23 protein-coding genes are annotated in these 24,005 nt (G+C 37.6%); 15 read left to right on the forward strand and 8 right to left on the reverse strand.

Annotation, left to right across the window (positions count from 1 at the left end; translation table 11 throughout):
- The first annotated feature begins 77 nt into the window (after positions 1-77).
- From osmB to ABN099_RS08205, 4 genes are all read left to right on the forward strand, one after another.
- The gene (gene osmB / locus ABN099_RS08190; protein ID WP_349463161.1) at positions 78-299 is read left to right on the forward strand and encodes an osmotically-inducible lipoprotein OsmB; all 222 of its coding nucleotides are present in this window, start codon (positions 78-80) and stop codon (positions 297-299) included.
- Between the two features lie 311 nt (positions 300-610).
- A complete protein-coding gene (gene ydfG / locus ABN099_RS08195; RefSeq protein WP_349463162.1) occupies positions 611-1,360 on the forward strand; it encodes a bifunctional NADP-dependent 3-hydroxy acid dehydrogenase/3-hydroxypropionate dehydrogenase YdfG in 750 nt (249 codons plus the stop codon).
- Between the two features lie 100 nt (positions 1,361-1,460).
- Complete coding sequence (locus ABN099_RS08200; RefSeq protein ID WP_349463163.1) at positions 1,461-1,817, forward strand: DUF1283 family protein; 357 nt, start codon at positions 1,461-1,463, stop codon at positions 1,815-1,817.
- 51 nt (positions 1,818-1,868) lie between these two features.
- Positions 1,869-2,105: a DUF1161 domain-containing protein gene (locus ABN099_RS08205; protein ID WP_349463164.1), complete on the forward strand. Its 237-nt coding sequence runs from the start codon at positions 1,869-1,871 to the stop codon at positions 2,103-2,105.
- Positions 2,106-2,421: 316 nt separating this feature from the next.
- On the opposite strand, the gene bioD is transcribed toward ABN099_RS08205, so the two are convergent.
- The 3 genes from bioD to ABN099_RS08220 all read right to left on the reverse strand — a co-directional run bounded on the left by bioD (position 2,422) and on the right by ABN099_RS08220 (position 5,546).
- Entirely contained in the window at positions 2,422-3,093 is a 672-nt protein-coding gene (gene bioD / locus ABN099_RS08210; RefSeq protein WP_349463165.1) for a dethiobiotin synthase, read from the reverse strand.
- A gap of 197 nt (positions 3,094-3,290) precedes the next feature.
- On the reverse strand, positions 3,291-4,502 hold the full coding sequence (gene mlc, locus ABN099_RS08215) for a sugar metabolism global transcriptional regulator Mlc (protein ID WP_349463167.1): 1,212 nt from the start codon (positions 4,500-4,502) through the stop codon (positions 3,291-3,293).
- Positions 4,503-4,631: 129 nt separating this feature from the next.
- Entirely contained in the window at positions 4,632-5,546 is a 915-nt protein-coding gene (locus ABN099_RS08220) for a LysR family transcriptional regulator (protein ID WP_349463168.1), read from the reverse strand.
- Positions 5,547-5,670: 124 nt separating this feature from the next.
- Here ABN099_RS08220 and ABN099_RS08225 point away from each other — a divergent pair, with 124 nt between their 5' ends.
- Both ABN099_RS08225 and tus read left to right on the forward strand, forming a co-directional pair.
- Positions 5,671-6,933 carry an MFS transporter gene (locus tag ABN099_RS08225; RefSeq protein WP_349463169.1) on the forward strand — a complete coding sequence of 421 codons (1,263 nt, stop codon included), beginning with the start codon at positions 5,671-5,673 and terminating at the stop codon, positions 6,931-6,933.
- Positions 6,934-7,415: 482 nt separating this feature from the next.
- Positions 7,416-8,345, forward strand: a complete 930-nt coding sequence (gene tus, locus ABN099_RS08230; protein ID WP_349463170.1) for a DNA replication terminus site-binding protein — start codon at positions 7,416-7,418, stop codon at positions 8,343-8,345.
- A gap of 43 nt (positions 8,346-8,388) precedes the next feature.
- On the opposite strand, the gene ABN099_RS08235 is transcribed toward tus, so the two are convergent.
- Complete coding sequence (locus ABN099_RS08235; RefSeq protein WP_349463171.1) at positions 8,389-8,760, reverse strand: hypothetical protein; 372 nt, start codon at positions 8,758-8,760, stop codon at positions 8,389-8,391.
- A gap of 150 nt (positions 8,761-8,910) precedes the next feature.
- Positions 8,911-10,308 carry a class II fumarate hydratase gene (gene fumC, locus ABN099_RS08240; protein WP_349463172.1) on the reverse strand — a complete coding sequence of 466 codons (1,398 nt, stop codon included), beginning with the start codon at positions 10,306-10,308 and terminating at the stop codon, positions 8,911-8,913.
- Between the two features lie 581 nt (positions 10,309-10,889).
- On the opposite strand from fumC, the gene ABN099_RS08245 reads away from it, so the two are divergent.
- The gene (locus ABN099_RS08245; protein WP_349463174.1) at positions 10,890-12,581 is read left to right on the forward strand and encodes a YdgA family protein; all 1,692 of its coding nucleotides are present in this window, start codon (positions 10,890-10,892) and stop codon (positions 12,579-12,581) included.
- A gap of 104 nt (positions 12,582-12,685) precedes the next feature.
- Here the strand turns inward: ABN099_RS08245 and ABN099_RS08250 are convergent, their stop codons facing one another.
- On the reverse strand, positions 12,686-13,624 hold the full coding sequence (locus ABN099_RS08250) for a VWA domain-containing protein (RefSeq protein WP_432807496.1): 939 nt from the start codon (positions 13,622-13,624) through the stop codon (positions 12,686-12,688).
- Between the two features lie 598 nt (positions 13,625-14,222).
- Between ABN099_RS08250 and add the strand changes: the two genes are divergently transcribed.
- Entirely contained in the window at positions 14,223-15,224 is a 1,002-nt protein-coding gene (gene add / locus ABN099_RS08255; protein WP_349463175.1) for an adenosine deaminase, read from the forward strand.
- Between the two features lie 135 nt (positions 15,225-15,359).
- Positions 15,360-15,812 carry a putative signal transducing protein gene (locus ABN099_RS08260; protein WP_349463176.1) on the forward strand — a complete coding sequence of 151 codons (453 nt, stop codon included), beginning with the start codon at positions 15,360-15,362 and terminating at the stop codon, positions 15,810-15,812.
- Positions 15,813-15,890: 78 nt separating this feature from the next.
- On the opposite strand, the gene ABN099_RS08265 is transcribed toward ABN099_RS08260, so the two are convergent.
- Both ABN099_RS08265 and ABN099_RS08270 read right to left on the reverse strand, forming a co-directional pair.
- Positions 15,891-16,880 carry a bile acid:sodium symporter family protein gene (locus ABN099_RS08265; protein ID WP_349463177.1) on the reverse strand — a complete coding sequence of 330 codons (990 nt, stop codon included), beginning with the start codon at positions 16,878-16,880 and terminating at the stop codon, positions 15,891-15,893.
- A gap of 22 nt (positions 16,881-16,902) precedes the next feature.
- Positions 16,903-17,946, reverse strand: a complete 1,044-nt coding sequence (locus tag ABN099_RS08270) for an oxidoreductase (RefSeq protein ID WP_349463178.1) — start codon at positions 17,944-17,946, stop codon at positions 16,903-16,905.
- 140 nt (positions 17,947-18,086) lie between these two features.
- Here ABN099_RS08270 and ABN099_RS08275 point away from each other — a divergent pair, with 140 nt between their 5' ends.
- The 6 genes from ABN099_RS08275 to rsxG all read left to right on the forward strand — a co-directional run bounded on the left by ABN099_RS08275 (position 18,087) and on the right by rsxG (position 24,005).
- Positions 18,087-18,554 (forward strand): DUF2569 domain-containing protein, encoded by a 468-nt coding sequence (locus tag ABN099_RS08275; protein WP_349463179.1) that lies wholly within the window; start codon positions 18,087-18,089, stop codon positions 18,552-18,554.
- Between the two features lie 92 nt (positions 18,555-18,646).
- The gene (gene rsxA, locus ABN099_RS08280) at positions 18,647-19,228 is read left to right on the forward strand and encodes an electron transport complex subunit RsxA (protein ID WP_064719850.1); all 582 of its coding nucleotides are present in this window, start codon (positions 18,647-18,649) and stop codon (positions 19,226-19,228) included.
- Positions 19,228-19,854, forward strand: coding sequence for an electron transport complex subunit RsxB (gene rsxB, locus ABN099_RS08285; RefSeq protein ID WP_349463180.1), 627 nt, complete (start codon positions 19,228-19,230; stop codon positions 19,852-19,854). Before rsxA ends, rsxB begins: the two co-directional genes overlap by 1 nt.
- Positions 19,847-22,279: an electron transport complex subunit RsxC gene (gene rsxC, locus ABN099_RS08290; protein WP_349463181.1), complete on the forward strand. Its 2,433-nt coding sequence runs from the start codon at positions 19,847-19,849 to the stop codon at positions 22,277-22,279. The genes rsxB and rsxC overlap by 8 nt, the downstream gene beginning before the upstream one ends.
- Positions 22,280-22,285: 6 nt before the next feature.
- Positions 22,286-23,362: an electron transport complex subunit RsxD gene (gene rsxD / locus ABN099_RS08295; RefSeq protein ID WP_349463182.1), complete on the forward strand. Its 1,077-nt coding sequence runs from the start codon at positions 22,286-22,288 to the stop codon at positions 23,360-23,362.
- A gap of 16 nt (positions 23,363-23,378) precedes the next feature.
- On the forward strand, positions 23,379-24,005 hold the full coding sequence (gene rsxG, locus ABN099_RS08300) for an electron transport complex subunit RsxG (protein WP_349463505.1): 627 nt from the start codon (positions 23,379-23,381) through the stop codon (positions 24,003-24,005).

Raw genomic sequence — 24,005 nt, forward strand, 5'->3', positions numbered from 1 at the left:
CTTCCCGATTATTCTGATCCAAGTAATAATACTATAAGGATAGCTTTATATTGTCCTTTGTTTTGGAGTTTATAAAAATGAATATCATGGCAAAAAAAGTCGGGTCACTCGTCATTGTCTCTGTGATCCTTTTTTCGATTACCGCTTGTTCTAGCATGACTAAACGTGATCGTAATACAGCAATTGGTGCAGGTGCTGGCGCTATCGGTGGGGCAATCTTAACGGATGGCAGCGCTCTTGGTACTATTGGTGGCGGTGTATTAGGTGGAGTGATTGGTCATCAAGTGGGTAAAAAATAAACCTATCTAAATTATGCTAAGCTGGGTTTATCGTTACTGATAAATCCGGTTTGCTCTGTAGTATTTTTCTATTTAAATTAATAAAATAGATGAAATAAATGCCCATAACAGAGTGAGCAAATAAATAAAGAATTAAGCACTATCATCAATAGTTAAAAACAAAATTTCATTTGAAGATTTAAGATGAATATTTTTCTCTTTAGCAAAGTGCTTTGTTTTTAAACTGATTTTTCTTAAATACCTCTTTTCAACTTGACTCTTTTTATCGATAGCTTTCTACTTTCATTATTATAACGATTGAGGGTAATGAAATGATTATATTTATCACTGGTGCTTCTGCTGGTTTTGGTGAAGCAATCGCTCGTCACTTTATTAGTCATGGTCATAAAGTTATTGGTACAGCACGTCGTCTTGATAAGCTACAACATTTACATAAAGAACTTGGCGAGCAATTTTATCCTTTACAACTTGATGTGACTGATAAAAAAGCAGTAGCTGAACTCTATTCACATCTACCAGAAAAATGGCAAGATATTGATGTATTAGTTAATAATGCAGGTTTAGCATTAGGGTTAAATACCGCAGATAAAGCCAACCTTGATGATTGGGATACCATGATCGAGACAAATAATAAAGGTCTGGTTCATGTCACTCGCGCTATCTTGCCTTTAATGGTAGAAAAAAATAAAGGTCATATTATTAATATCAGCTCTACCGCTGCATCTTGGCCTTATATGGGTGGCAACGTTTACGGAGCAACAAAAGCTTTTGTTAAACAATTTAGCTTAGGATTACGTGCAGATCTTCAAGGTAAAAAAGTGCGTGTTACTGATATTGAACCAGGTCTTGTCGGTGGTACAGAGTTTTCATTAGTTCGTTTTAAAGGTGATAGTGATAAAGTTGAACAAACTTATGCTAATGCAAATGCATTAACACCTGAAGATGTGGCAGAAGCGGTATATTGGACAGCAACATTACCTGCCCATGTTAATATTAATACTCTAGAAATGATGCCAGTAAGCCAGTCATTTGCTGGATTAAGTGTTCATCGACAAAGCTAAGCGCACTGAAAACTCATTTTTCGTTAAGAAATAAGATATAATTGTTAGTATAGAATAGTCATTGGCATTGTAGCCGCATTTATTTTAGAGGATAGCAACTATGATAACTGTTTTTACCAAGAAAAAAACCACAGGAACCTTATTGTTCCTCTCTCTATTTTTTGGTTTATCTGTATCTTCTTTTTCTACTGTTGCCTCAACAAATGTCACCGTTAATGGTAATGGCTATGAAAACTCTTTAGATAAAGAGCAAGCAAGACAATTAAAAGAAGATTGGGATCAAAAACGTGACCTTCGTTCTCAAGTTAATCAACGTGAGAAAATTGAATTTAATAAGCTAGATAAAGCAATTGATGAGCGCGATGCCTGTTTGAAGAGTGCCAATATCTATGCTTATTGGGAGTCAGAAACAAGACGTTGCTTAGATAGCAATACAGGTCGCCCAGTTAACCCATAAACTAAATCTGTAAAACAATGATGTTTTGCAAAAAAACAAGGAGAGATTATTATGAAAAAATATCTATTTGCTGCCATGGTATCAATGTTTGCATTTGCACCATTAGCCGCTAATGCCGGTTGTGATGAAGTTGTTGATGCCATCCAACAAAAAATCGTGAATAACGGTGTACCAGCCGCTAACTTTACACTTGTCGTGGTAGAAAATGATCAAGTTGCACAAACTGAAGGTAAAGTCGTAGGTACTTGTGAAAGTGATAGCAAAAAAATCATTTACACCCGCCATTAATCATTAAGATTTTTATGACCATTTAAATAATAAAGGGCGTAATAATAATTACGCCCTTTTCAATGATTGAACCTATTGATTTTAAATGTGCTAATGCTTTTTGTGTGTTGCTATTATAAATTTTTGTCATTTTATATAAGCTAAAAAATAAAAACACCCAATGCGTTTCTTCATTAGGCGTTTAAATGTAGCGAGTTATGGTAAAGTTCAATGGAACATTTTACGCATATCTACCCATCTACTTATTTATTCTTTATACATTTTTTATAGCGAGTAATAATTTAATTCTATTCAATTACATCTTTATCTATTGATTCTAAGCAGGTTGAGCAATTTCTAACTGACTCAAATCAAGATAACAAGAGAGATCTCGTTCTTCAGGACGTAATAAATAAGGGATTTCACCAATTAACGGCGCTTGAATATGTTGTGATAATCTTTCAACAATTTTCGCGTAGTAAGGTAATCCTGGGTTAATTCTATTAGCAACCCAACCAACTAATTTTAAGCCATCATTCGCAATAGATTGTGCCGTTAAGATTGAGTGGTTAACACAACCAGGTTGAATACCAACAACCAAGACAACAGGTATTTGCTCTTTAACGACCCATTCAGAATAAAAAGTTGTATCATCAAGTAAATAGCGCCAACCGCCATTACCTTCAATGACAACACATTCTGCTTTTTGACTTAATTTATTTAATTCATTTGAAATCTGATCAAAATCAATTTCATTTTTACTTAAATAACAATTCTCTAGCAAAATAGGATTAATTTCGTCGTAGCGAACTTCAACGGGTGAAGAGTTATGAATAATCTGTGCATCACGATTACGTTCACCCTCTACCGTTTCATGTGATTCGGTTGCGATAGGCTTAAAGCCCACTGCTGTTGACCCGCTGCGATTTAATGATTGAAGAAGTGCTCGGGTTACAACAGTTTTACCTACGTTGGTATCTGTCCCCGTAACAAACAAACGTGTTAACATATAATTTACTTCCGTTATGACAGATAAAATCAGGTTCACAAAAAATGACAGAGATTACAGTTTAGGGTAACACTGTTTCTTGTGGCTTGAGATAGCTCAATTTTTTGTTTAATTGCTCTAAAATAGAGAATTCGTTAATGATCAATTGTCATATTTACGCATGTAAAACACTTTTGTTACGTTCTATTATGCTTATTTTATCCTTGCATCAATTCAATTAACAAAGAACCGTTATATAAGGCTTCTTTCACTAATGCCGCTGCGGGTAGCGTACCTTTATTACGCAGCTCGGTTTCTTCAATAATTAATGTCTGTGCATAACGAGGTAATACATGATTTTGGATATTACGCAGGAGTAAAGGAAAGAATATCGATTTAGCTCGGCAAAGTGGCGAGCCAATTAAGATCTTTTGCGGATTAAACGTATTTACCATAACAGCAAGAATAAAACCTAATCTATTAGCTACGAGGTTAATAATCTCAACCGCTTGTTTATCACCAACCAAAATCGCATCACACAATGATTCAGCGGTAATTGGGTAACGGTTTAGCAACGAATCTGGATTCGCTATTGCTAACACTTGTGCTTTTTTCAGCAAATAAGGAAGTGCAACTTCTGTTTCTAAACACCCTTTTGCACCGCAATAACAGCTATTTTGAGAATCGATAACTTTTGTGTGCCCAATTTCAACCGCACTATGGCTATGAGAATGAAGTGTTCTACCACCGGTGATTACCCCGGCACCCACGATATCATCGATAACTATTTGCAAAACATCCGTTGTTTTTTTAGCGCCACCATAAAGCGACTCAGCCATTGTCCATGCCGTTACATTGTGTTGTAAAAACACAGCAACACCTGTTTTTTTATGGATTTGTTCAGCAAGAGGAATATCTTTAACGCAATAATAAGGTGAACTATGAATAACACCGCTGATAGGATCAACAATGGCATTCATAGTGACGCTAATTGCAGTTAAACGCTCGACATAAGATTGATAGCGTTCAAAAAATTTATCTATTACCACTAAGAAATGATGTAGAAAATCATCACTGTAACTTTTAGGAAAATCAAACGTGTCTTCAACCACAAGGTTGCTATCTAGTTCTCGTAAACTAAAGAGTAAATTACCATCGTTGATCCGAATACAGAGAAAATGCCACCCTTTGCTCTCTAATTTTAATCCAACAGCGGGTCTACCACGAAAACCTAAACCAGGAAATTCAGTTTCATGAATAAGATGCGCTTCTACTAATTCACGGGTGATTTTAGTAATACTTGCAGGTGCGAGTTCAGCTTTTTTAGAAAGAGAAATACGGGAAATTGGACCATGTTCATCAATTAATCGGAAGACGGCTCCCAGATTAAACTGTTTTACGTGATCAATATGGCTAGGTTGGTTCCCCATTACGTGTCATCCTTAAGTAGAAGCTTTAATTAATCCGCAGCTCCAAATAAATATTTTTATCGATTATGTCGCTAATTTGTGATCGTTGTACAATACTACATAAAAATCGTGTTCTAAAACACAAGTTGATCAAGATTTTTGATAATCATAGATATTTTTTAATAGCATTTGTGTCAGTCTATTCGCGGCAGCAGGAATAGTTCTTTTTTTGTGAGACACCAACCAAACTTCAGAAAACGCCTGAGAATTTGCAAAACGTAAGTAATGTACCCCATCGACTTTCATTCGTGTAAACGATTCAGTCACAATTGAGATACCCAATCCAGCGGCAACTAATCCAAGAATAGTCATTGCTTCGCCAGCTTCTTGGGCTATTGTCGGCGTTATTCCCGATAAACTGAGTAACTGTATTATCTCATCATAAAGCGCGGTACCGACATCTCTTTCAAAAAATACGAAGGGATATTGTCCAATATCATGAATATTTACCCCAGTCTCTTTATAAGCCAACAAAGGATGGCCTTCATATACAGCAAGAATAAACGGTTCACGAAATAATAGCTGGTGGTGCAGAGTATCAGGTAGCACGGTGTTTCTCATAATACCGAGATCAATACGACCAGTAACTAATGGTGGGATTTGTTGTTTGGTATTCATCTGTTGCATATGAATGCCAACTTCAGGATAGTTTTCTCTGAATTGTCTCAGACTTAAAGTGACGAGATGCATAAAAGGCGTGGTAGAGGTGAATCCTATTGAAATCTCACCCAACTCACCTTTTTCCATACGTGAAGCTCGCATTGCAGCAGCACTTACTTGCGTTAATACCTGATAAGACTCTTTTAAAAACATTTGTCCAGCGGGTGTTAAAGAGACTGAACGGTTTGTTCTTTCAAGCAATCTAGCACCAATTTCTTTTTCAAGTGATTGTATTTGTTGACTTAAAGGTGGTTGAGAAATATTTAATCTCTCAGCAGCTTTACCAAAATGTAGCTCTTCAGCCACCGCAATAAAATAACGTAAATGCCTAAGTTCAATATTCATAATAGCTCACCCAATTAATGATACTTTAAAAGTATTATTCTTAATAATTAATATATTAGACAAAAAAATCAAATATTTCTAACATTGACATAAATCAAATTTAACTAATGGATGCTAAACTAACATGGACACTCGCAAAATAAGTAGCAAAAGCATAAAGTTATATGCAGATATGTCATCAGAACCCTCCCGTGCTGGTAATCCTAAACACTATATTCAACGAGATGATGCCCTTTACATAAAAGTGACAGTGTCATTTTTTATGGTAGGTCTCGCAACTTTTGCTTTGCTCTATTTTGTTCAACCTATTTTACCCGTGTTATCTACGGAGTTTTCAATCAGCCCAGCAACCAGTAGTCTTGCGCTTTCGCTTTCAACTGCATTAATGGCGTGTGGTTTATTAATCACAGGTCCTCTTTCTGATGCTTTTGGTCGTAAAAATGTCATGGTGATCTCCCTATTTTGTGCTGCATTTTTTACGTTATTAAGTGCAACAATGAATAGTTGGACAGGTATTTTAATCACACGAGCATTAGTGGGTCTTTCGTTAAGTGGTGTCGCTGCCGTTGCAATGACATATTTAAGTGAAGAAATTCATCCCGCCTATTTAGCGTTATCGATGGGTCTATATATTAGCGGTAATTCAATTGGTGGGATGAGCGGACGCGTATTAACAGGTGTATTAAGTGATTATTATTCATGGCGTTTATCTGTCGTTATTTTAGGTGTATTTGCTCTTTTGGCTGCGATCATATTTTGGAAGATATTACCCGCTTCCCGGCATTTCAGGCCGACGAAATTGAAACCACGAAACCTTCTTATCACCACCAAATTACATTTCAGAGATAAAGGTTTGCCCTTACTGTTTATTGAGGGTGGATTATTAATGGGTGGCTTTGTCACTTTATTTAACTACATTGGATATCGGTTATTAGATGCACCCTATTACTTAAGCCAAACCACCGTTGGCTTAATCTCTCTGGTTTATCTTAGTGGTACTTATAGCGCTTCTAAAGCAGGCTTGTTAACAACCAAATATGGTTTAGGTAAAGTGTTTATTACAGGTATTAGTATGATGTTAATCGGAATATTAATTACACTGATTGAATCATTACCTATTATTTTTATTGGTATGTTAATCCTCACAACTGGCTTTTTTGCTGCGCATGCTGTTGCAAGTAGCTGGGTGGGTCGCCGAGCTAAACGAGGTCGTGCTCAGGCGTCATCATTATACCTATTTACTTATTATGCAGGTTCTAGCTTGGCGGGCACTTTAGGTGGGATCTTTTGGGTTCACTCTGGTTGGCTTGGTGTAGGATTATTTATTGCATTATTGATGTCAGCTGCATTATTAATTGCATTACATCTTAATAAGGTTGCGCAGTGATTTTAGGCATCTACTATAAAATAATATAAAAGGCAAAAGTGAACTACTAATAAAGGAAATTGCTAATTATATCCGCTCTTTTTAAGGTAATAGGTGTGTATCTATCAATAAGGATAACAATATACCCTATTACCAAAACAGTTATTGTACTCTCTTTCTTATTGTTTGCTTCTTTTTCTATCGCATCAATGAAAAACTGCCCACCATCAAAACCTGATTGTGATAAATCAGTTGTAAGTGAAATGATGCTTTATTAACGGATGATAAAACAACCCATTATTGTACTAAAAATAATCAAAGTGACCTTTTAAAAAGAAATATGATAAGAAAAGTGCCAATTTTACGCCATACTGTGTTTATATACAGTATGGCGTTTTTTTGTTTTATTTAATCCCCTGTTGAACAATGTACTTAACGCTGAAGGTAATGTATGATTTAGACTTAAGGTTAATTGTATGTTGTAACTAAATTAGGTAAGTATAATGAGTAAATATGATTTAATCGCACAATTCAATAGCTGTTTTAAACACCTAGAAGATGAAATAGATAATCTAAATCAGCAGCTTAAATCGCTAACGTTGTTATCTTCTGCCGTTTTTGAATTACCTGATGTAAGTAAAGATGAAGAGCATGATGAAGTCTCACAAATCACGGTATCTCCATCTTACGATAAACAAGCACTTGAATTAGCCTTAAAGCTAATCGCTAATTTGTTTATTTATGATAATGCGCCTCATATCAGTAGCAAACGCGCAGTTCGTTTGCCTGGTGCCCTCTGTTTTAGTACCAGTAATAGTGAGTTTAAAACGGTTGATGCATTAGTTAAGCGCATTAATACTCTCAAAAAACAGTTGTCTGTTATTGTGACAAAAGAATCCGGTATTTCTAAAGAGGAGCGATTCGATTTTGTACATAATCAATTAAAAGGATTAATTACGTTAAACGCTTATCGTACCCTCACCCTACTTTCTGATCCCGATACTGTTCGTTTTGGCTGGGCGAATAAGAATATTATTAAAAATTTATCGCGTGCAGAAGTGTTAGCCCAATTAGAAAAAAGCCGTGAAGCAAATCGTGCCGTTCCACCTTATACCAGCGAACAATGGGCTGAACGCCTCGAAAAAGAGATTATTACTATTTCTCAGTTACCTGAAAATGCAAAATTAAAAATAAAGCGACCAGTTAAAGTGCAACCTATTGCTAGGGTTTGGTACTCTGAAATTCAAAAACAGGTTCAATATGCTTGCCCTCTACCTTTATTAGTATTTTATATTAATAAAGAGCAAGATTTTAAACCTGTTATTGGTGATCTTCCTGATTATGATGCGGATAACATCCAAATTCGTCATCGCCCTAAAGCAAAAAAGATAGAATTGCTTATTCCAAGAATGCATTTGTACCTTGAAAAATAGAGAGCCATTTGGCTCTTTCTATTTTTAGATGTTAGTTATCTTGTTATTTTTCAATTAATTGAATTGAGCTATCTTTGATAATAAGTAATAAATATTCGAGTAAATGTGCAAAATGACTATCATCAATATCTAAATCGATAGTAATAGTCTCTTCTTTATTTTGTTTATTGGGCTTAAAGAAGAAACAAATTTTATTACGTTCAAGCGTTATCTGTTTAATTGAATTAATCATTTCAATATCAGATAAATGAGTCATTAAACCAATTGAGTTATCAATGTCTTCATCTTCATCAAATCGTGACAAAATAATGAAATTATCAGGTGTACTAGGATCATCACCAATACCAATAACAGTGACATCAATTTCTGTATAACAATTTACTTCATTTGCTTTAAAGCGCATTGATTCATTCATAAATTTACCCAATTAAATTTGATAGCTTTAATACTAGATTTATTACCATAAAATCACACAATAGCCACTACGGTAAACTAACTAAAAATCCCGCCATAATGACGGGATTGAGCATTTGAATATTAATAGCCAATAAGAGATTTTATACTCTTATTTTTTCATGCTACCAACCATATCTTCTGGACGAACCCAGCTATCAAACTCTTCAGAAGTTAGGTAGTTCAGTTTCAATGCAGATTCTTTTAGCGTTAAGCCTTCTTTATGTGCGTTTTTCGCAATTTCAGCCGCTTTATCGTAACCGATATGAGTATTTAACGCTGTTACTAGCATTAATGATTCATGCAGTAATTTGTTGATACGTTCGCGGTTTGGCTCAATACCAATTGCACAGTGTTCATTGAAGCTACGCATACCATCAGCCAATAAGCGTACTGATTGTAAGAAGTTATCAATGATCATTGGGCGATAAACGTTTAGCTCAAAGTTACCTGATGCGCCGCCAATGTTAATGGCAACATCATTACCCATAACTTGAGCACAAAGCATCGTTAATGCTTCACACTGTGTTGGGTTAACTTTACCTGGCATGATTGAGCTGCCTGGTTCGTTTTCTGGAATAGCGATTTCGCCAATACCACAACGAGGACCAGAGGCTAACCAACGAACATCATTGGCAATCTTCATTAATGAAGACGCTAAACCTTTTAATGCACCATGTGAATGAACTAATGCATCACAAGTTGCTAATGCTTCAAATTTATTAGGTGCAGTCACAAAAGGCTGACCCGATAATTCTGCGATACGTTTAGCAACACGAACGGCGTACTCAGGATGTGTATTTAATCCTGTACCTACTGCTGTACCGCCAAGAGCCAGTTCACAGACATGAGGAACAGAATTATCAATATGTTTAATGCTATTTTCTAGCATCATAGCCCAGCCAGAAATTTCCTGACCTAACGTTAATGGCGTCGCATCTTGCAGGTGAGTACGACCAATTTTAACGATATCGTGGAAAGCTTCTGCTTTCTCTTTGAATACGTTCAGTAGTGATTTTAATTCAGGCAATAAATCCTGACGTAAAGCAATAACAGCAGCGACATGCATGGCAGTTGGGAACACATCATTCGAGCTCTGACTTTTGTTAACATCATCATTCGGATGGATTTTGCGCTCCATGCCACGGATACCACCAAGTATCTCACTACCACGGTTAGCCAACACTTCATTCATATTCATATTTGATTGAGTGCCAGAACCGGTCTGCCAGATTGCTAACGGGAATTCAGTTGGATGTTTACCAGCAAGAACTTCGTCTGCCGCAGCAATAATTGCATCAGCACGTTCTTTGGGTAACAAGCCTAAATCCATGTTAACACCGGCAGCTGCTTTTTTAGTTAAAGCAAGTGCGTGGATCAGTGCAACAGGCATTTTTTCTACTGAAATACGGAAGTGTTCTAGAGAACGCTGCGTTTGTGCTCCCCATAACTGGTCAGCTGGTACTTCGATTTGCCCCATTGAGTCTTTTTCAATGCGAGTGGCTGCCATTTCAATCTCCTTAAGTACACAGAATAATTGATTAATTCCGAATCACTTTATAGTAAATAACTCGGATACAGTTATCATGCCATAAATAGAATAATAAATATGAGAGCTAAAGCGAGCTTATGAAATTTATAACAGAATGAAATCTGTTGATTTTTTTGATGAAATACGATTAGCGCACTTATTTCACCTTACTCATTTTACGCTTTTAGCTATCTTATTTATATCCACATTAATTATAGGTTTATATTAAACTTCATACATAGCAACTCATCACAATTAAATATTATTTTAATCTGAAAGTGATAAAAAAGAGTGTATTTAACTAATATCCTATATTGATTAATGCCCATAATCATTTGGCTTTAAACTCATTATGTTAGCGAGTAACTAAGTAAGTTCTGATTGCGATTTTATTCCACTAAATCTATATTTACGGTTAATATAGGTGGCGATGTATATATGTAGATTATCTATATCAAAATTTAGTAATATTTATCACCAATTTATCGGGTTGTTTAAGGGTTACAAAACAGCTTTTATAACGTACATCGCCAGATGTACACTGAGGATGGACTAGAATTATGAAGAAATCACTTGTCGCTGTTGGTGTCATTGTTGCACTGGGTGTTGTTTGGACCGGCGCATCTTGGTACATGGGCAGCAAAATTGAGAGCCGCTTACAACAAGAAACAGATCGTGCAAATGTTCAGTTGGCTCAATTGACTCAAAATAACCAATTGGGTATTGATGTTAAATTAGAAGTTCGTGACTACAAAAAAGGGGTTTTTACCTCTAATGCAAATTTAGCTGTTGTTATTACAACAAATTCAGATTCAGACCAAGCATCAGATAACAAAACTGAAGAGATTCTGATGGCGACTGATATCAATCATGGTCCTTTCCCTCTTTCTGATCTGGCAAAATTTAATTTAGCACCAAAATTAGCAGCCGTAGATGGTACTCTGGTTAATAACGAAACCACAAAAGAGCTATTTAAGCTGACTAAAGATAAATCGATTGTTGGTACACATACTTCTTTAGGTTTTGATGGTTCTGCATCAGGTGAAGTGACAATCAGTGCTATCGATTTTGCTGACACCAGCGATAAAGTTAAGACATCACCAATTGCTATCACTTTCTCATCTGATAAAGATGCAACTAAAGTTGCAACTTCTATTAAGAGTGATGAAATGGTTATCACTAATCGTGATTCTGAAGTATTCACCATTAAAAATATCAATGGTGCGATTTCAGGTACTAAAGTTAACAATGACCAATATCTGTTTAACGAGCAATCACTAAAACTTGCTGAGATTTCACATACTAGTGAAGATAAAGCATCTAATTTCTCGCTAAAAGATATGTCTATCACGACCAAAAGTGATATCAAAGATAAGCTATTCTATGCTTCACAAGCTTACGACTTTAAATCACTAACTATTGGTGGTTTAGAATTCGGTGCTGGTAAATTTGCTTACTCTATTGATAAAGCAAATACAGATGCAATGTTGTTATTAACTAAGGCTTATAACAACTCATTACTACCTTGGAATAAATACAATTACGACAGTTCAGATGAGATTGAACAAGCGGTTCGTGATGTATTAGAGAAAGGGTTAGTTTTCCGTATCGACGATGCTTCTTTAACTAATACTAAAGGTACCACTAAGCTTGATTTTGCAATTGACCTTAATGCCTTTAGCATCAAAGATTTAGATAGCGTAAAAGACCCTGCTGAACTCTTTAATAAACTGTTCAAAAACATCAAGTTAAACGTTGATTTATCAATGCCAATGATGACTGATTTCCGTAATACGACTCAGTACCTTGATGCAGCGCGTTATCAAGACACTGCACTGACTGATGCTGATAAAGCAGAAATTCAGAAAGAAACTGCCGCTGATATTGAGAAAGTCAAAACTGAGTTACAACAAAATATTAATCAGATGTCTCAAGATGAAAAAGATGCACTACCACTGATGCTACTTTCTAAAGATGGTAATGCACTGAATCTGAGCCTAGATTATGCAGCTGATAAATTTACCATGAACGGTAAATCTTACAGCTTCAACGAATTTATGGAAGTCACTCAAGCACCTCAGATGTTAGGTCTGATTGGTATGTTAATTGGTGCTGGCGCGTCTTACAGTGATTATGATGAGTCTGACTATTCTGAATATCCAGAAGCTGAACCTGAAGAAATGACTGAAGATCCAGCCATTATTGAAGAGCAAGAGATCATCATTCCAGAACAACCTGCACAAGCTAATTAATTTTATTTCTTGTCAGTTGGTTTGAACTAAATATAACACCCCATCAGAACTGATGGGGTGTTTTTTTATTTATTGTTTAAACAGCAGAACAGCGCAATATCACGTTAACAATCGCGACAATCTTTATGACGCCCTACATCATCATGACAACAAGCATCTATTGTTTTATTGATTATTTCAGCAAGCGTATTTACTGTCGATATGATTGTAGAGAGTTGAACACAAACATGACTACAGTTTGAATCTCCTGTATCGGGATTAGGAATAACAGGCGGCATCAAACTATCACAGAGAATTTCTTGTAAAACTAATAAGAAATTAGCGATACCGGTGGTGTAAATATAAGAACGCCCACCTGTCTGTTCAGCTAAAAGAACATACTCTTTGGTTATATCATCTTTTGCTTTAATTGATGGGAAACGGTCTACATTTGTAACGCGAGCATCAGGTGTACCTTGGTAAGTGTGTACTTTAACACCCGACGTTTGCGCCACTAAAATAGCCTCACGGTTTTTAGTCATCGCAGCACGAGTTAAAACACCACCACCGCCTTCCATTCCCTCATCACCTAAAACGAAAATAGCGCGACGAGCACTATCGCGCCAATCAAAGTGTTTACATACATCAATAACAGCGCGGCATAAGTCTTCTTTATTTCCGGCATGATCGCGACCATCCGCCTCTTTAAATGGTTTTCTTGCCTGTAAACTGCTTCTATTAACACCTAATGCTACCAAATAGTCACTGACCGATTGATCGAATTTAGTGCCATCCCATACGCCTTCAATACCCAAAAATGTTACACGAAGACTTGATGGACAAAGTTCTAACGCCTTTTGAATCGCACCATCAATCTGATTGCTTAAATCTGTTGATTCATCAGACATCGAACCGCTGGTATCAATCACAACAACTAAATCTAATGCAACAGCCCCACTACCAGTAACAACCTGAGAGTCATAACTAGCCCCCATCGAAGGTGAAGGAGAAGTATTAGCTATATCACCATTTTTTTCAATTTCATTATTTGAAATATTATTCATAACCATCCTTTATATTTTGTTTATTAAATATAGATAACCACTCGTTATAAAATAATTTAATTATTTTCTAAAATTAACGAGAGCGTATTATTAAGGATTTTTAATTTGATTTAACCCTTATTTAATAAAAGAGAATTCTTTTTTTATATTTAAAGATAAGTAATTATTTATTGCGGTTTAAAATCATAATAAGTAATTTAATAGCGAACTAAAAAACAGTTAACTATTAATCAATGTCTGTAAATATTGCTCAAGTCACCATCTATCAAACCAGCTGATAGCTTGCATCAAATCTTATGATAGGTTTATTTTTCAGTAAGTTATCTAATGTTTCAATTGAGCTGATAATAAACGTCAGTTATATTGAAAAATGTGTTCGAAAAATAAGATAAAAAACAGATTTAATAGTATCTATTTGATAAACACCAATAAAAGTAATTCTATTTAGTATTAAAAATAGACAATATCGATTGAATTGATGGTGAATAATATAAAAATAGCCCATAATAATGCGCAACTATTTCTTATCATCCCAATTATAAGAAAATCACTTTAAACGATAGATTTTCATTATTATTATTAAAAAGGAAAATAACGCGTGATTGACACACAGTTGCCTTTAACCGATTTACATCGTCATTTAGACGGAAATATTCGTCCACAAACTATTTTAGATTTAGCACAACAACATAATATTGCACTGCCTGCTTATGAATTGGAAGCGTTGCGTCCTCATGTGCAAATTACTAAAAATGAACCAAGCTTGGTAAGCTTTTTACAAAAACTTGATTGGGGTGTTGCAGTTTTAGCTGATTTAGATGCTTGCCAACGCGTTGCATATGAAAACGTGGTTGATGTAGTTAATGCGGGTATTGATTATGCAGAGCTGCGTTTCTCCCCTTATTATATGGCGATGAAACACCAATTACCTGTTGAGGGTGTTGTTGAAGCTATTATTGACGGTGTTCAAAGTGCCCTACAAACTCACGATGTTGATGTTCGTTTAATTGGTATTTTAAGCCGTACCTTTGGTGAAGATGCTTGCCAACAAGAACTTAACGGGTTGTTACAACATCAAGACAAAATCACCGCGCTTGATTTAGCCGGTGATGAGCTAGGTTTCCCTGGTCACCTATTCTTACCTCATTTTAATCGCGCGCGTGATACAGGTTGGAACATTACTGTTCATGCTGGTGAAGCTGCTGGTGCTGAAAGTATCTGGCATGCAATTAAAGAGTTAGGTGCTACACGTATTGGTCACGGTGTTAAAGCCATTGAAGATCCTCGTTTAATGGATTATCTCGCTGAGCACCAAATTGGGATTGAATCTTGTTTAACCTCAAACATTCAAACCAGTACCATTAGTTCACTTGCCGAACATCCATTAAAAACCTTTTTAGCACACGGTATTTTGGCATCACTTAATACCGATGACCCTGCTGTTGAAGGTATTGAGTTAAAACACGAATATAACGTTGCAGCACCTGCGGCGGGTTTAACACCAGAACAGATCCGTCAAACTCAAATTAACGGATTAAAAATGGCGTTTATTAGCCAAGCTGAACGTGATGCATTAATTAAAAAAGTCAGTTCTCGTTAATATTTAATGAGTTCCACATTAAAACCACCTGTAAATCAGGTGGTTTTTTTATTTATTGAAAATAGATAGAAGTATTAATGCCTTTTAGACTAAAATTAATCTTTAAAGAGGCATTTTTATCATTAAGGGAAAACCATGTGGAATATTCACCCAACAAGAGGTCACTATAAATTGTTAGCTCAATATTTATCGCCAATCGATGCTTCAATTGAAGCAGGACTTCTTCAATCTGAAGGCATTGATGCCATTCTTTTAGATGAAAATATTGTTTGGAATAATCAAGTATATGCTCAAGCAACTGGCGGCGTGAAATTACTTGTTAATGATAAAGCATTTGAGCAAGCGCAAACCATACTTAATGAACTCTACCAAGGTAAATATAATATTAACGAACAACTAGAACCCATCGATTGTGAATTACAGGTTGCTGTAAAAAATAATAAAACAGATTATTTAAATATGGGTTTTGTTTTTTTAATTTACGCTGTATTAGGTTTACCCCTTCCCTTTAAATCGCAACAGCCATTATTATCAAATAACAAAGAGAATAGCGAAGAACATAATGAAAAAAAAAGCACCGATAAATAGTTAAATCGGTACTTTCTCATATTGAGTTAACAATCAATATTTAATGAATGTTATCGTTCACTACCCGTTTTAAATACGTTATTTCTTTTCAACTTCTTTACTTTGATTCGCATAACGTTGTGCTAATACAGCACAGACCATTAATTGAATCTGATGAAATATCATTAATGGTAGCAACATTATACCTACCGTTGCCGCAGGAAATAACACATTCGCCATAGGTACGCCATTTGCTAAGCTTTTTTTAGAACCACAGAAAACAATGGTTATCTCATCTGCTTTATTAAAACCAAGTAATCGTGCGCTATAAATATTAATTGCGATAATTATTGCTAATAGCACACAACTCACTATTGCAATAATCAATAGCGACCAACCATCAATTTTATGCCAAATACCTTCAACAACCGCTTCGCTAAATGCCACATAAACCACCAGCAAAATAGAAGAACGGTCTGTTCTATTCACTAATTTTTTATGCTTATCGACCCAACGACCAATTAATGGTCGAGATAAATGCCCAATGATAAATGGCACCATCAATTGCAGTAAAATAGATTGAATTGCACCCGCTGTATCAAAATCATCCGCAGAACCTTGGGTTTGCATTAAAAAACCCACTAGAACAGGTGATAGAAATACACCAAGAATACTTGACGCTGATGCACTACAAATAGCCGCAGCAACATTACCACCAGCAACAGAAGTAAAAGCAATGGCAGATTGAACCGTTGCAGGGAGTGCACAAAGATATAAAAAGCCCATATAGACCGTTGGTGACATCCATTCGGGCACAATCACTTGTAATCCTAGCCCTAGAATTGGAAACAGAATAAAGGTGCTGGAAAAGACAGTAAGATGTAATCGCCAATGACCTAACCCTGCGAGTATCGCCTCTCTAGAGAGCTTGGCTCCATGCAAGAAGAATAGCAGCGCTATCGCCCCTGTCGTTAGATATTGAAAGATAACTTTGATATCGCCTTGTGCAGGTAATAGCGTTGCCAGCGTTACCACACCAATCATTATCATTAGAAAAGGGTCTAGTTTTAGTTTTTGCCACCAAGACATTAGATTTTGCTCTCTCTTTAGCTTATAGCGTAATGGTCTGTTTTAAACGATTAGAAATTTCACCCGCTTCAATCAAACGCATAATTGCGGTTGCTTGTGTTGGTGTCACCGGATTTTCTTCACCATAAGCAATTGCACGATAAATTTGATCGTAATAGGCAGCGTAATTACCTGCAAGTGTAGGAACTGTTGTTGTGACTAATTCTCCTGACTCCGTCAGCATAGTGAGTTCACCATCATGATGTTCCATTCCCCAGTTATATGTCTCTGTTGGTAGATGACCAGCTTTAAGTGCATCTTCTTGGGGATCAAGACCATATTTTACATAACTACCTTTGGTACCATGAATAGCAAAAATAGGCGTAGATGATGCAACAAGCATAGAAGCATGAAGAACAACTTTAAGGTTGTCATAATCTAGTAGCGCATGAAAGTAATCTGCATTTTTGGCATTAGGGCGTAATTGTGCAATCTCAGCCGTAATGGCTTTAGGTTCACCAAATAAGCAAATCGCTTGATCTAAAAGATGAGGGGCTAAATCATACCAAAGCCCACCACCAAGACCGGCATCTTCTCGCCAACGTTGACGAACTGTTGGGCGGAAACGGTCAAAATGTGCTTCATAGGCAGTGACATCCCCTAACGTTTTATCCGCCAAAAGTTGTTTAACGGTTAAAAAGCCTGAATCCCAACGACGATTATGAAAAACAGAGAGTAACTTTCCTGCATCAGTTGCTTGTTGAGTTAGTTTTTCAGCTTCTTCAAGTGTTAGCGTAAAAGGTTTATCAACAACAACATGTTTACCTTTTGCTAATGCCTGAGAAGCGAGTGAATAGTGGGTATCATTGGGTGTTGGAATAATAATGAGATCTAACGAAGGATCATCAATTAATGCCTGAGGATTGTCATATACCGTAATATCAGGAAAATCTGGTTTAACTTTATTTTGGTCAGAACTTGAAATTGCACTAAGGTGCAAACCTTCTGTCGTTTTTATTAATGGTGCATGAAAGGTTTTACTTGCATAGCCATAACCGATGATCCCTACATTAAGTTTATCTGCCATTACCCTATCCTATTTTTTATTTTGGTTTGTTTTTTCTGTTAGCTAAAAATCACTTTACCTTTTACAGCTAACTAAATAATAACAAAGTTTGTGATAATATCGCGTTTAGTTACTTGCACCAAAATAGAGATCTTTAATTAATGAAATTAAAACCTACGTTAAACTCTGATTATAGTTCGTCATCAAAAGCGCCTATCTCCGGATGGTTACTCGCACCATTAGCTTATATGATCTTATCGATTATAGGCTCAGGGTTGATGTCTGTGCTGTATGTGATGAAATATTTTTCAGACTTTTCGATTCTCCACCAGCTTCCTATCCATTTAATGTCTAGCTGGTACCTTTCGGCATTAACCACTTGGGTAATGTTTGCCTTTACCGTTTATCTAGTTAGACAATTTTTTTATCGTGCAAAGAATTTTCCGCGTCTGTTTATTATCTGGTTGATGATAAACCTGTTACTCGCCATTAAGAGTTTTGGCTTTGCGCCGGTTGATGACCAACTTGCAGTGAAATCTCTTTTATGGTCTGTGGCTTCAACAGTCTGTTTTGTTCCTTATATCAAGTACGCTAAACGCGTTCGTGACACTTTCACACAAGATCGATAACTTCATACATTTCAGCTTGATATTATACTTGCCCGTTTAGCCTCTTTATTTTATGAGGCTTTTTCTCCATTTTTAACAATTTTGGCATAGCAATGACTGATTACTTGCTTCTATTCGTTGGCACCGTATTGGTAAACAACTTTGTACTGGTCAAATTCCTTGGTTTATGCCCATTTATGGGTGTATCAAAAAAACTAGAAACCGCAATAGGAATGGGGTTTGCAACAACTTTTGTCATGACATTAGCATCTATTAGCTCTTGGCTAATGGATAACTTTATTTTGGTCCCTTTGGACTTACTCTATTTACGGACACTCAGCTTTATTTTAGTGATTGCTGTCGTTGTACAGTTTACTGAAATGGTGGTTAGAAAAACCAGCCCGACGTTATACCGCCTATTGGGGATTTTCTTACCTTTAATTACCACTAACTGCGCAGTACTGGGTGTGGCATTACTTAATATCAATCAAGCACACACCTTTATGCAATCAGCAGTTTATGGTTTTGGCGCCGCAGTAGGTTTCTCACTGGTAATGGTATTATTTGCTGCTATTCGCGAAAGACTCGCTGTTGCTAATATCCCAGCACCGTTTAAAGGTTCTTCTATCGGTTTAATTACCGCCGGTTTAATGTCTCTCGCCTTTATGGGTTTTAGTGGTTTGGTGAAATTGTAATGAACTCTTTATGGATAGCAATTGGTGTACTTGGTGCACTAGGCCTTATTTTTGGTCTTATTCTGGGCTATTCCGCTCGTCGTTTTAAAGTGGAAGAAGATCCTATTGTTGAACGTATTGATGAAATTTTACCGCAAAGCCAGTGTGGTCAATGTGGACACCCAGGTTGTCGCCCTTATGCAGATGCAGTTGCTAATAATGGTGAAATGATTAACCGTTGTGCACCCGGTGGCGAGCAAGTGATGTTAAAAATCGCTGAGCTAATGGGGGTAGATCCACAACCACTTGATGGTGATGAAGAAGCATTAAATCCAATTCGCAAAGTGGCAATTATTGATGAAGACAATTGTATAGGATGCACTAAGTGTATTCAGGCATGTCCTGTCGATGCCATTGTAGGTGCAACACGCGCTATGCATACTGTGATTGAAGATTTATGCACAGGGTGCGATTTATGTATACCGCCTTGTCCGACAGACTGCATCACACTCGTTCCTGTAAAAGTAACAACATCAAACTGGAAATGGGATTTAAACACTATTCCTGTTAAGAACATTCCAGCAGAACCAGAAGAAACACCCGAAGATGAACCGTCTTTAAAGACGGAGGATAACACTCATGTTTAATCTCTTTTCACTCTTTAAAAAAGATAAAATCTGGGATTTTAAAGGTGGCATTCATCCTCCTGAAATGAAATTGCAGTCAAGCCGCACACCTATGCGTATCGCACAATTACCTGATGAAGTGATTATTCCTATCCATCAGCACTTAGGTGTACCGGGACAAGTATGTGTGAATATAGGTGACCATGTATTAAAGGGTCAGCCACTAACTAAAGGTGTTGGTAGAACCTTACCCGTCCATGCCTCTATTTCTGGTACTGTTACGGCAATCGAGCCATTCCCTAGTACACACCCTTCTGGCTTACCTGAAATTGCGGTCAGAATAAAATCTGACGGTAAAGATGAGTGGCGTGAACAATTTCCTCTTGCGGATTATCAATCACAAAGTAAAGAGACTTTGCTCACACGTATTCATAAAGCCGGCATTGCAGGATTAGGTGGCGCAGGTTTCCCTACAGCAGTAAAACTTAAAGGCGGTGGCGATTTAGTTAAAACATTAATTGTTAATGCGGCTGAATGTGAGCCTTATATCACCGCGGATGATCGCTTAATGCAAGAACATGCAGATGAGGTGATTGCAGGTTGTCAGGTATTAATCCACTTACTTTCTCCTGATGAAGTGTTAATTGGTATTGAAGATAACAAACCCGCAGCTATTGACGCATTGAAACAAGCATTAAATGCACAACCTGATGAAAAGCGCATTTTCATCAGAATTATTCCAACCAAATATCCATCAGGTGGAGCAAAACAACTCACCAAAATATTAACGGGCAAAGAAGTCCCTTCTGGTGGTCGTTCATCAGATATTGGTGTGTTGATGCAAAATGTTGGGACTGTTGTCGCAATAAAACGCGCCATTATTGATGATGAGCCACTCATTGAACGTGTTGTTACCATAACAGGTAAAGGCGCTAAAACACCGGGTAACTTCTGGGTACGATTAGGTACTCCTATTTACAAGGTGTTAAAACAGGCAGGTTTTGTTGCTGGCTCAGAACAGATGGTGATTATGGGTGGACCCTTAATGGGCTTTACCCTACCAGACTTAAATGCCCCTGTTGTTAAAATAACAAACTGCTTATTAATTCCATCTGTTGATGAGATGGATGCAGACAATCTTGAAGAAGCGTGTATCCGATGTGGTCATTGTGTTGATGCTTGCCCTAGTGGTCTATTACCTCAACAACTTTATTGGTTTAGCCAAAGTAAAGAACATGAAAAGGCAGAACAACATAATCTGTTTGATTGTATTGAGTGTGGTGCTTGTGCCTATGTCTGTCCTAGTAATATTCCGCTAGTACAATATTATCGCCAAGAAAAAGCTGAAATTCGTGAAATCGCGGCTGAAGCCAAACGAGCCAGTGAAGCTAAATTACGCTTTGAAGCGAAGAAAGTACGTATGGAGCGTGAAAAACTTGAACGTGAAGCTCGCCATCAACGTGCCGCAGTTAAACTTGACGATAAAGAACATAGCGAAATTCAGTCCGCACTTTCTCGCGTAAAAGAGAAACAGAGTATTGGTAAAATTATCTCTGTTAAAGCGGGTGAGTTACCTGATAACGCGGCGGCTATTGCTGCACGTAAAAGACGTAAAGAAGAAGCAAGAGCGAGACAAGCCGCTAAAGTGGCTGAACAAGAAACAGTTACAGTATCAGCAACAGATAATAGCACTGCTGAAGAGTCTGATCCGCGCAAAGCGGCGGTTGCTGCAGCATTAGCACGCGTTAAAGCTAAAAAAGCAGCTCAGCAAGCAGAAGTAGCTCCTGCTGTTGAAACATCAGCAACACACAGTGATACGCCGGCTGAAGAAGTTGATCCGCGCAAAGCGGCGGTTGCTGCGGCATTAGCACGTGTTAAAGCCAAAAAAGCAGCTCAGCAAGCAGAAGTAGCTCCTGCTGTTGAAACATCAGCAACACACAGTGATACGCCGGCTGAAGAAGTTGATCCACGCAAAGCGGCGGTTGCTGCGGCTATTGCGAGAGCAAAAGCCAAAAAAGCAGCTCAGCAAGCAGAAGCAGCTCCTGCTGTTGAAACATCAGCAACACACAGTGATACGCCGGCTGAAGAAGTTGATCCACGCAAAGCGGCGGTTGCTGCTGCTATTGCGAGAGCAAAAGCCAAAAAAGCAGCTCAGCAAGCAGAAGCAGCTCCGGTAGTTGAAACGCCAGCAACACACAGTGATACGCCTGCTGAAGACGTCGACCCGCGCAAAGCCGCTGTCGCTGCGGCTATTGCACGCGTTAAAGCCAAAAAAGCAGCTCAGCAAGCAGAAGCCACTCCCACTGTTGAAACACCAGCAACACACAGTGATGCACCTGCTGAAGAAATCGACCCGCGCAAAGCCGCCGTCGCTGCGGCTATTGCACGCGTTAAAGCAAAAAAAGCCCAACAGCTCGGTGCTAAAGAAGAAGTTACCTTGGATTAATAACAGATGAAATTTAGACCAATACAAAATAACAGTAGTAAGCTAAAAATTGCGAGCTCACCTTTTACGCACAATCAGCAATCCACCAGCCAAGTGATGTTGTGGGTAACGCTTGCTGCGTTACCAGGTATCTTTAGCCAAATCTATTTCTTTGGCTTAGGTACAATTTACCAAATAGGGTTAGCAATTATTGTTGCACTGGCGGCAGAAAGCCTTTGTGTCTGGCTAAAAAAAGAAGATCCTCGTACTTATCTTAAAGATAACTCTGCATTGCTTACTGGTGTGTTATTAGCCATCAGTATTCCACCATTAGCACCTTGGTGGATAATCGTATTAGGAACCTTCTTTGCTATCGTTATTGCTAAACATATTTATGGGGGATTAGGACAAAATCCTTTTAACCCAGCAATGGTTGGCTATGTGGTATTACTGATTTCATTTCCAGTACAAATGACTTCATGGATGCCACCAATGGAACTGCAAGCCGTCTCTTATAATGTAATGGACAGCTTAAGCATCTTTTTTAGCGGTCATACATCATCAGGCTTAACACTTGAAGATTTAAGACGCTCTGTTGACGGCATTACACAAGCAACACCTCTCGATAGCTTTAAAACTGGCTTACTGACGCACTCTATTGATGAAGTATTAGCAGCGCCAATATTACAAGGTGGATTTGCGGGCATTGGCTGGCAATGGGTTAACATCGCTTATTTAGTGGGTGGAATTATCCTGCTTTATAAACGTATTATTAGCTGGCACATCCCGGTTGCAATGTTAGCGCTATTAGCCGTGTGCTCTGTCATTAGTTGGGGAATTGACCCTACTCGTTATTCTCAGCCACTGTTACAACTTTTCTCTGGTGCAACGATGCTAGGCGCATTTTTTATTGCAACCGATCCTGTTAGCGCATCAACCACACCTAAAGGGCGTTTAATTTATGGTGCTATTATTGGCTTATTAGTTTGGATTATTCGTGTTTATGGTGGATATCCGGATGCGGTCGCATTCTCAGTACTATTAGCCAATATCGCAGTACCTTTAATTGATAGCTATACACGCCCTCGTGTTTACGGGCATTAATGCCAAGGAGAAAATGATGATCGATATTCTAAAGCGTCATGGGCTAACATTAGCTATCTTTGCAGCTTGTACAACCGGACTTACTGCCGTTGTTTATCATTTAACGGCACAGACCATTGCAGAACAAGCCGCATTAGAGAAACAAAAATTGTTGGATCAAGTGATCCCTCAATCTCTTTATAATAATAATCTCTCTAACGACTGTTATATTTTAACTAATAAAGCGCTAGGTAATGAAAAACCTCATAAGCTTTATGTTGCCCGTTTAGATGGTAAGCCTGTTGCTGCGGCATTAGAATCAACAGCTCCTGATGGTTATTCAGGGGCTATCGAGCTATTAGTGGGTGCAGATTTTCAAGGGAAAGTACTTGGTGTACGCGTAACAACCCATAATGAAACACCCGGATTGGGCGATAAAATCGAAACGCGCATTTCTGACTGGATCTACTCATTAAGTAATAGATTCATTACTGAAGAAAACGATCCTCACTGGGCGGTTAAAAAAGATGGTGGAGATTTTGATCAATTTACTGGTGCGACGATCACGCCTCGTGCTGTTGTTAATGCATCAAAACATACAGCATGGTTAATGCAATCATTACCTGAGCAAATAGCAACACTTCCTGTTTGTGAGGCAAAATAG

Source organism: Proteus hauseri (assembly GCF_040139125.1).
Taxonomy (GTDB): domain Bacteria; phylum Pseudomonadota; class Gammaproteobacteria; order Enterobacterales; family Enterobacteriaceae; genus Proteus; species Proteus hauseri_B.

Bases quoted from the DNA above. Each gene is read 5' to 3' on its own strand.
- rsxD (WP_349463182.1), top strand. From the start codon at position 22,286: ATGAAATTTAGACCAATACAAAATAACAGTAGTAAGCTAAAAATTGCG.
- ABN099_RS08235 (WP_349463171.1), bottom strand. From the start codon at position 8,760: ATGAATGAATCAATGCGCTTTAAAGCAAATGAAGTAAATTGTTATACA.
- rsxA (WP_064719850.1), top strand. From the start codon at position 18,647: ATGACTGATTACTTGCTTCTATTCGTTGGCACCGTATTGGTAAACAAC.
- ABN099_RS08260 (WP_349463176.1), top strand. From the start codon at position 15,360: ATGTGGAATATTCACCCAACAAGAGGTCACTATAAATTGTTAGCTCAA.
- ABN099_RS08225 (WP_349463169.1), top strand. From the start codon at position 5,671: ATGGACACTCGCAAAATAAGTAGCAAAAGCATAAAGTTATATGCAGAT.
- mlc (WP_349463167.1), bottom strand. From the start codon at position 4,502: ATGGGGAACCAACCTAGCCATATTGATCACGTAAAACAGTTTAATCTG.
- ABN099_RS08275 (WP_349463179.1), top strand. From the start codon at position 18,087: ATGAAATTAAAACCTACGTTAAACTCTGATTATAGTTCGTCATCAAAA.
- rsxG (WP_349463505.1), top strand. From the start codon at position 23,379: ATGATCGATATTCTAAAGCGTCATGGGCTAACATTAGCTATCTTTGCA.
- ABN099_RS08245 (WP_349463174.1), top strand. From the start codon at position 10,890: ATGAAGAAATCACTTGTCGCTGTTGGTGTCATTGTTGCACTGGGTGTT.
- ABN099_RS08250 (WP_432807496.1), bottom strand. From the start codon at position 13,624: ATGAATAATATTTCAAATAATGAAATTGAAAAAAATGGTGATATAGCT.
- ydfG (WP_349463162.1), top strand. From the start codon at position 611: ATGATTATATTTATCACTGGTGCTTCTGCTGGTTTTGGTGAAGCAATC.
- ABN099_RS08220 (WP_349463168.1), bottom strand. From the start codon at position 5,546: ATGAATATTGAACTTAGGCATTTACGTTATTTTATTGCGGTGGCTGAA.
- tus (WP_349463170.1), top strand. From the start codon at position 7,416: ATGAGTAAATATGATTTAATCGCACAATTCAATAGCTGTTTTAAACAC.
- osmB (WP_349463161.1), top strand. From the start codon at position 78: ATGAATATCATGGCAAAAAAAGTCGGGTCACTCGTCATTGTCTCTGTG.
- rsxC (WP_349463181.1), top strand. From the start codon at position 19,847: ATGTTTAATCTCTTTTCACTCTTTAAAAAAGATAAAATCTGGGATTTT.
- bioD (WP_349463165.1), bottom strand. From the start codon at position 3,093: ATGTTAACACGTTTGTTTGTTACGGGGACAGATACCAACGTAGGTAAA.
- ABN099_RS08205 (WP_349463164.1), top strand. From the start codon at position 1,869: ATGAAAAAATATCTATTTGCTGCCATGGTATCAATGTTTGCATTTGCA.
- fumC (WP_349463172.1), bottom strand. From the start codon at position 10,308: ATGGCAGCCACTCGCATTGAAAAAGACTCAATGGGGCAAATCGAAGTA.
- rsxB (WP_349463180.1), top strand. From the start codon at position 19,228: ATGAACTCTTTATGGATAGCAATTGGTGTACTTGGTGCACTAGGCCTT.
- ABN099_RS08270 (WP_349463178.1), bottom strand. From the start codon at position 17,946: ATGGCAGATAAACTTAATGTAGGGATCATCGGTTATGGCTATGCAAGT.
- ABN099_RS08200 (WP_349463163.1), top strand. From the start codon at position 1,461: ATGATAACTGTTTTTACCAAGAAAAAAACCACAGGAACCTTATTGTTC.
- ABN099_RS08265 (WP_349463177.1), bottom strand. From the start codon at position 16,880: ATGTCTTGGTGGCAAAAACTAAAACTAGACCCTTTTCTAATGATAATG.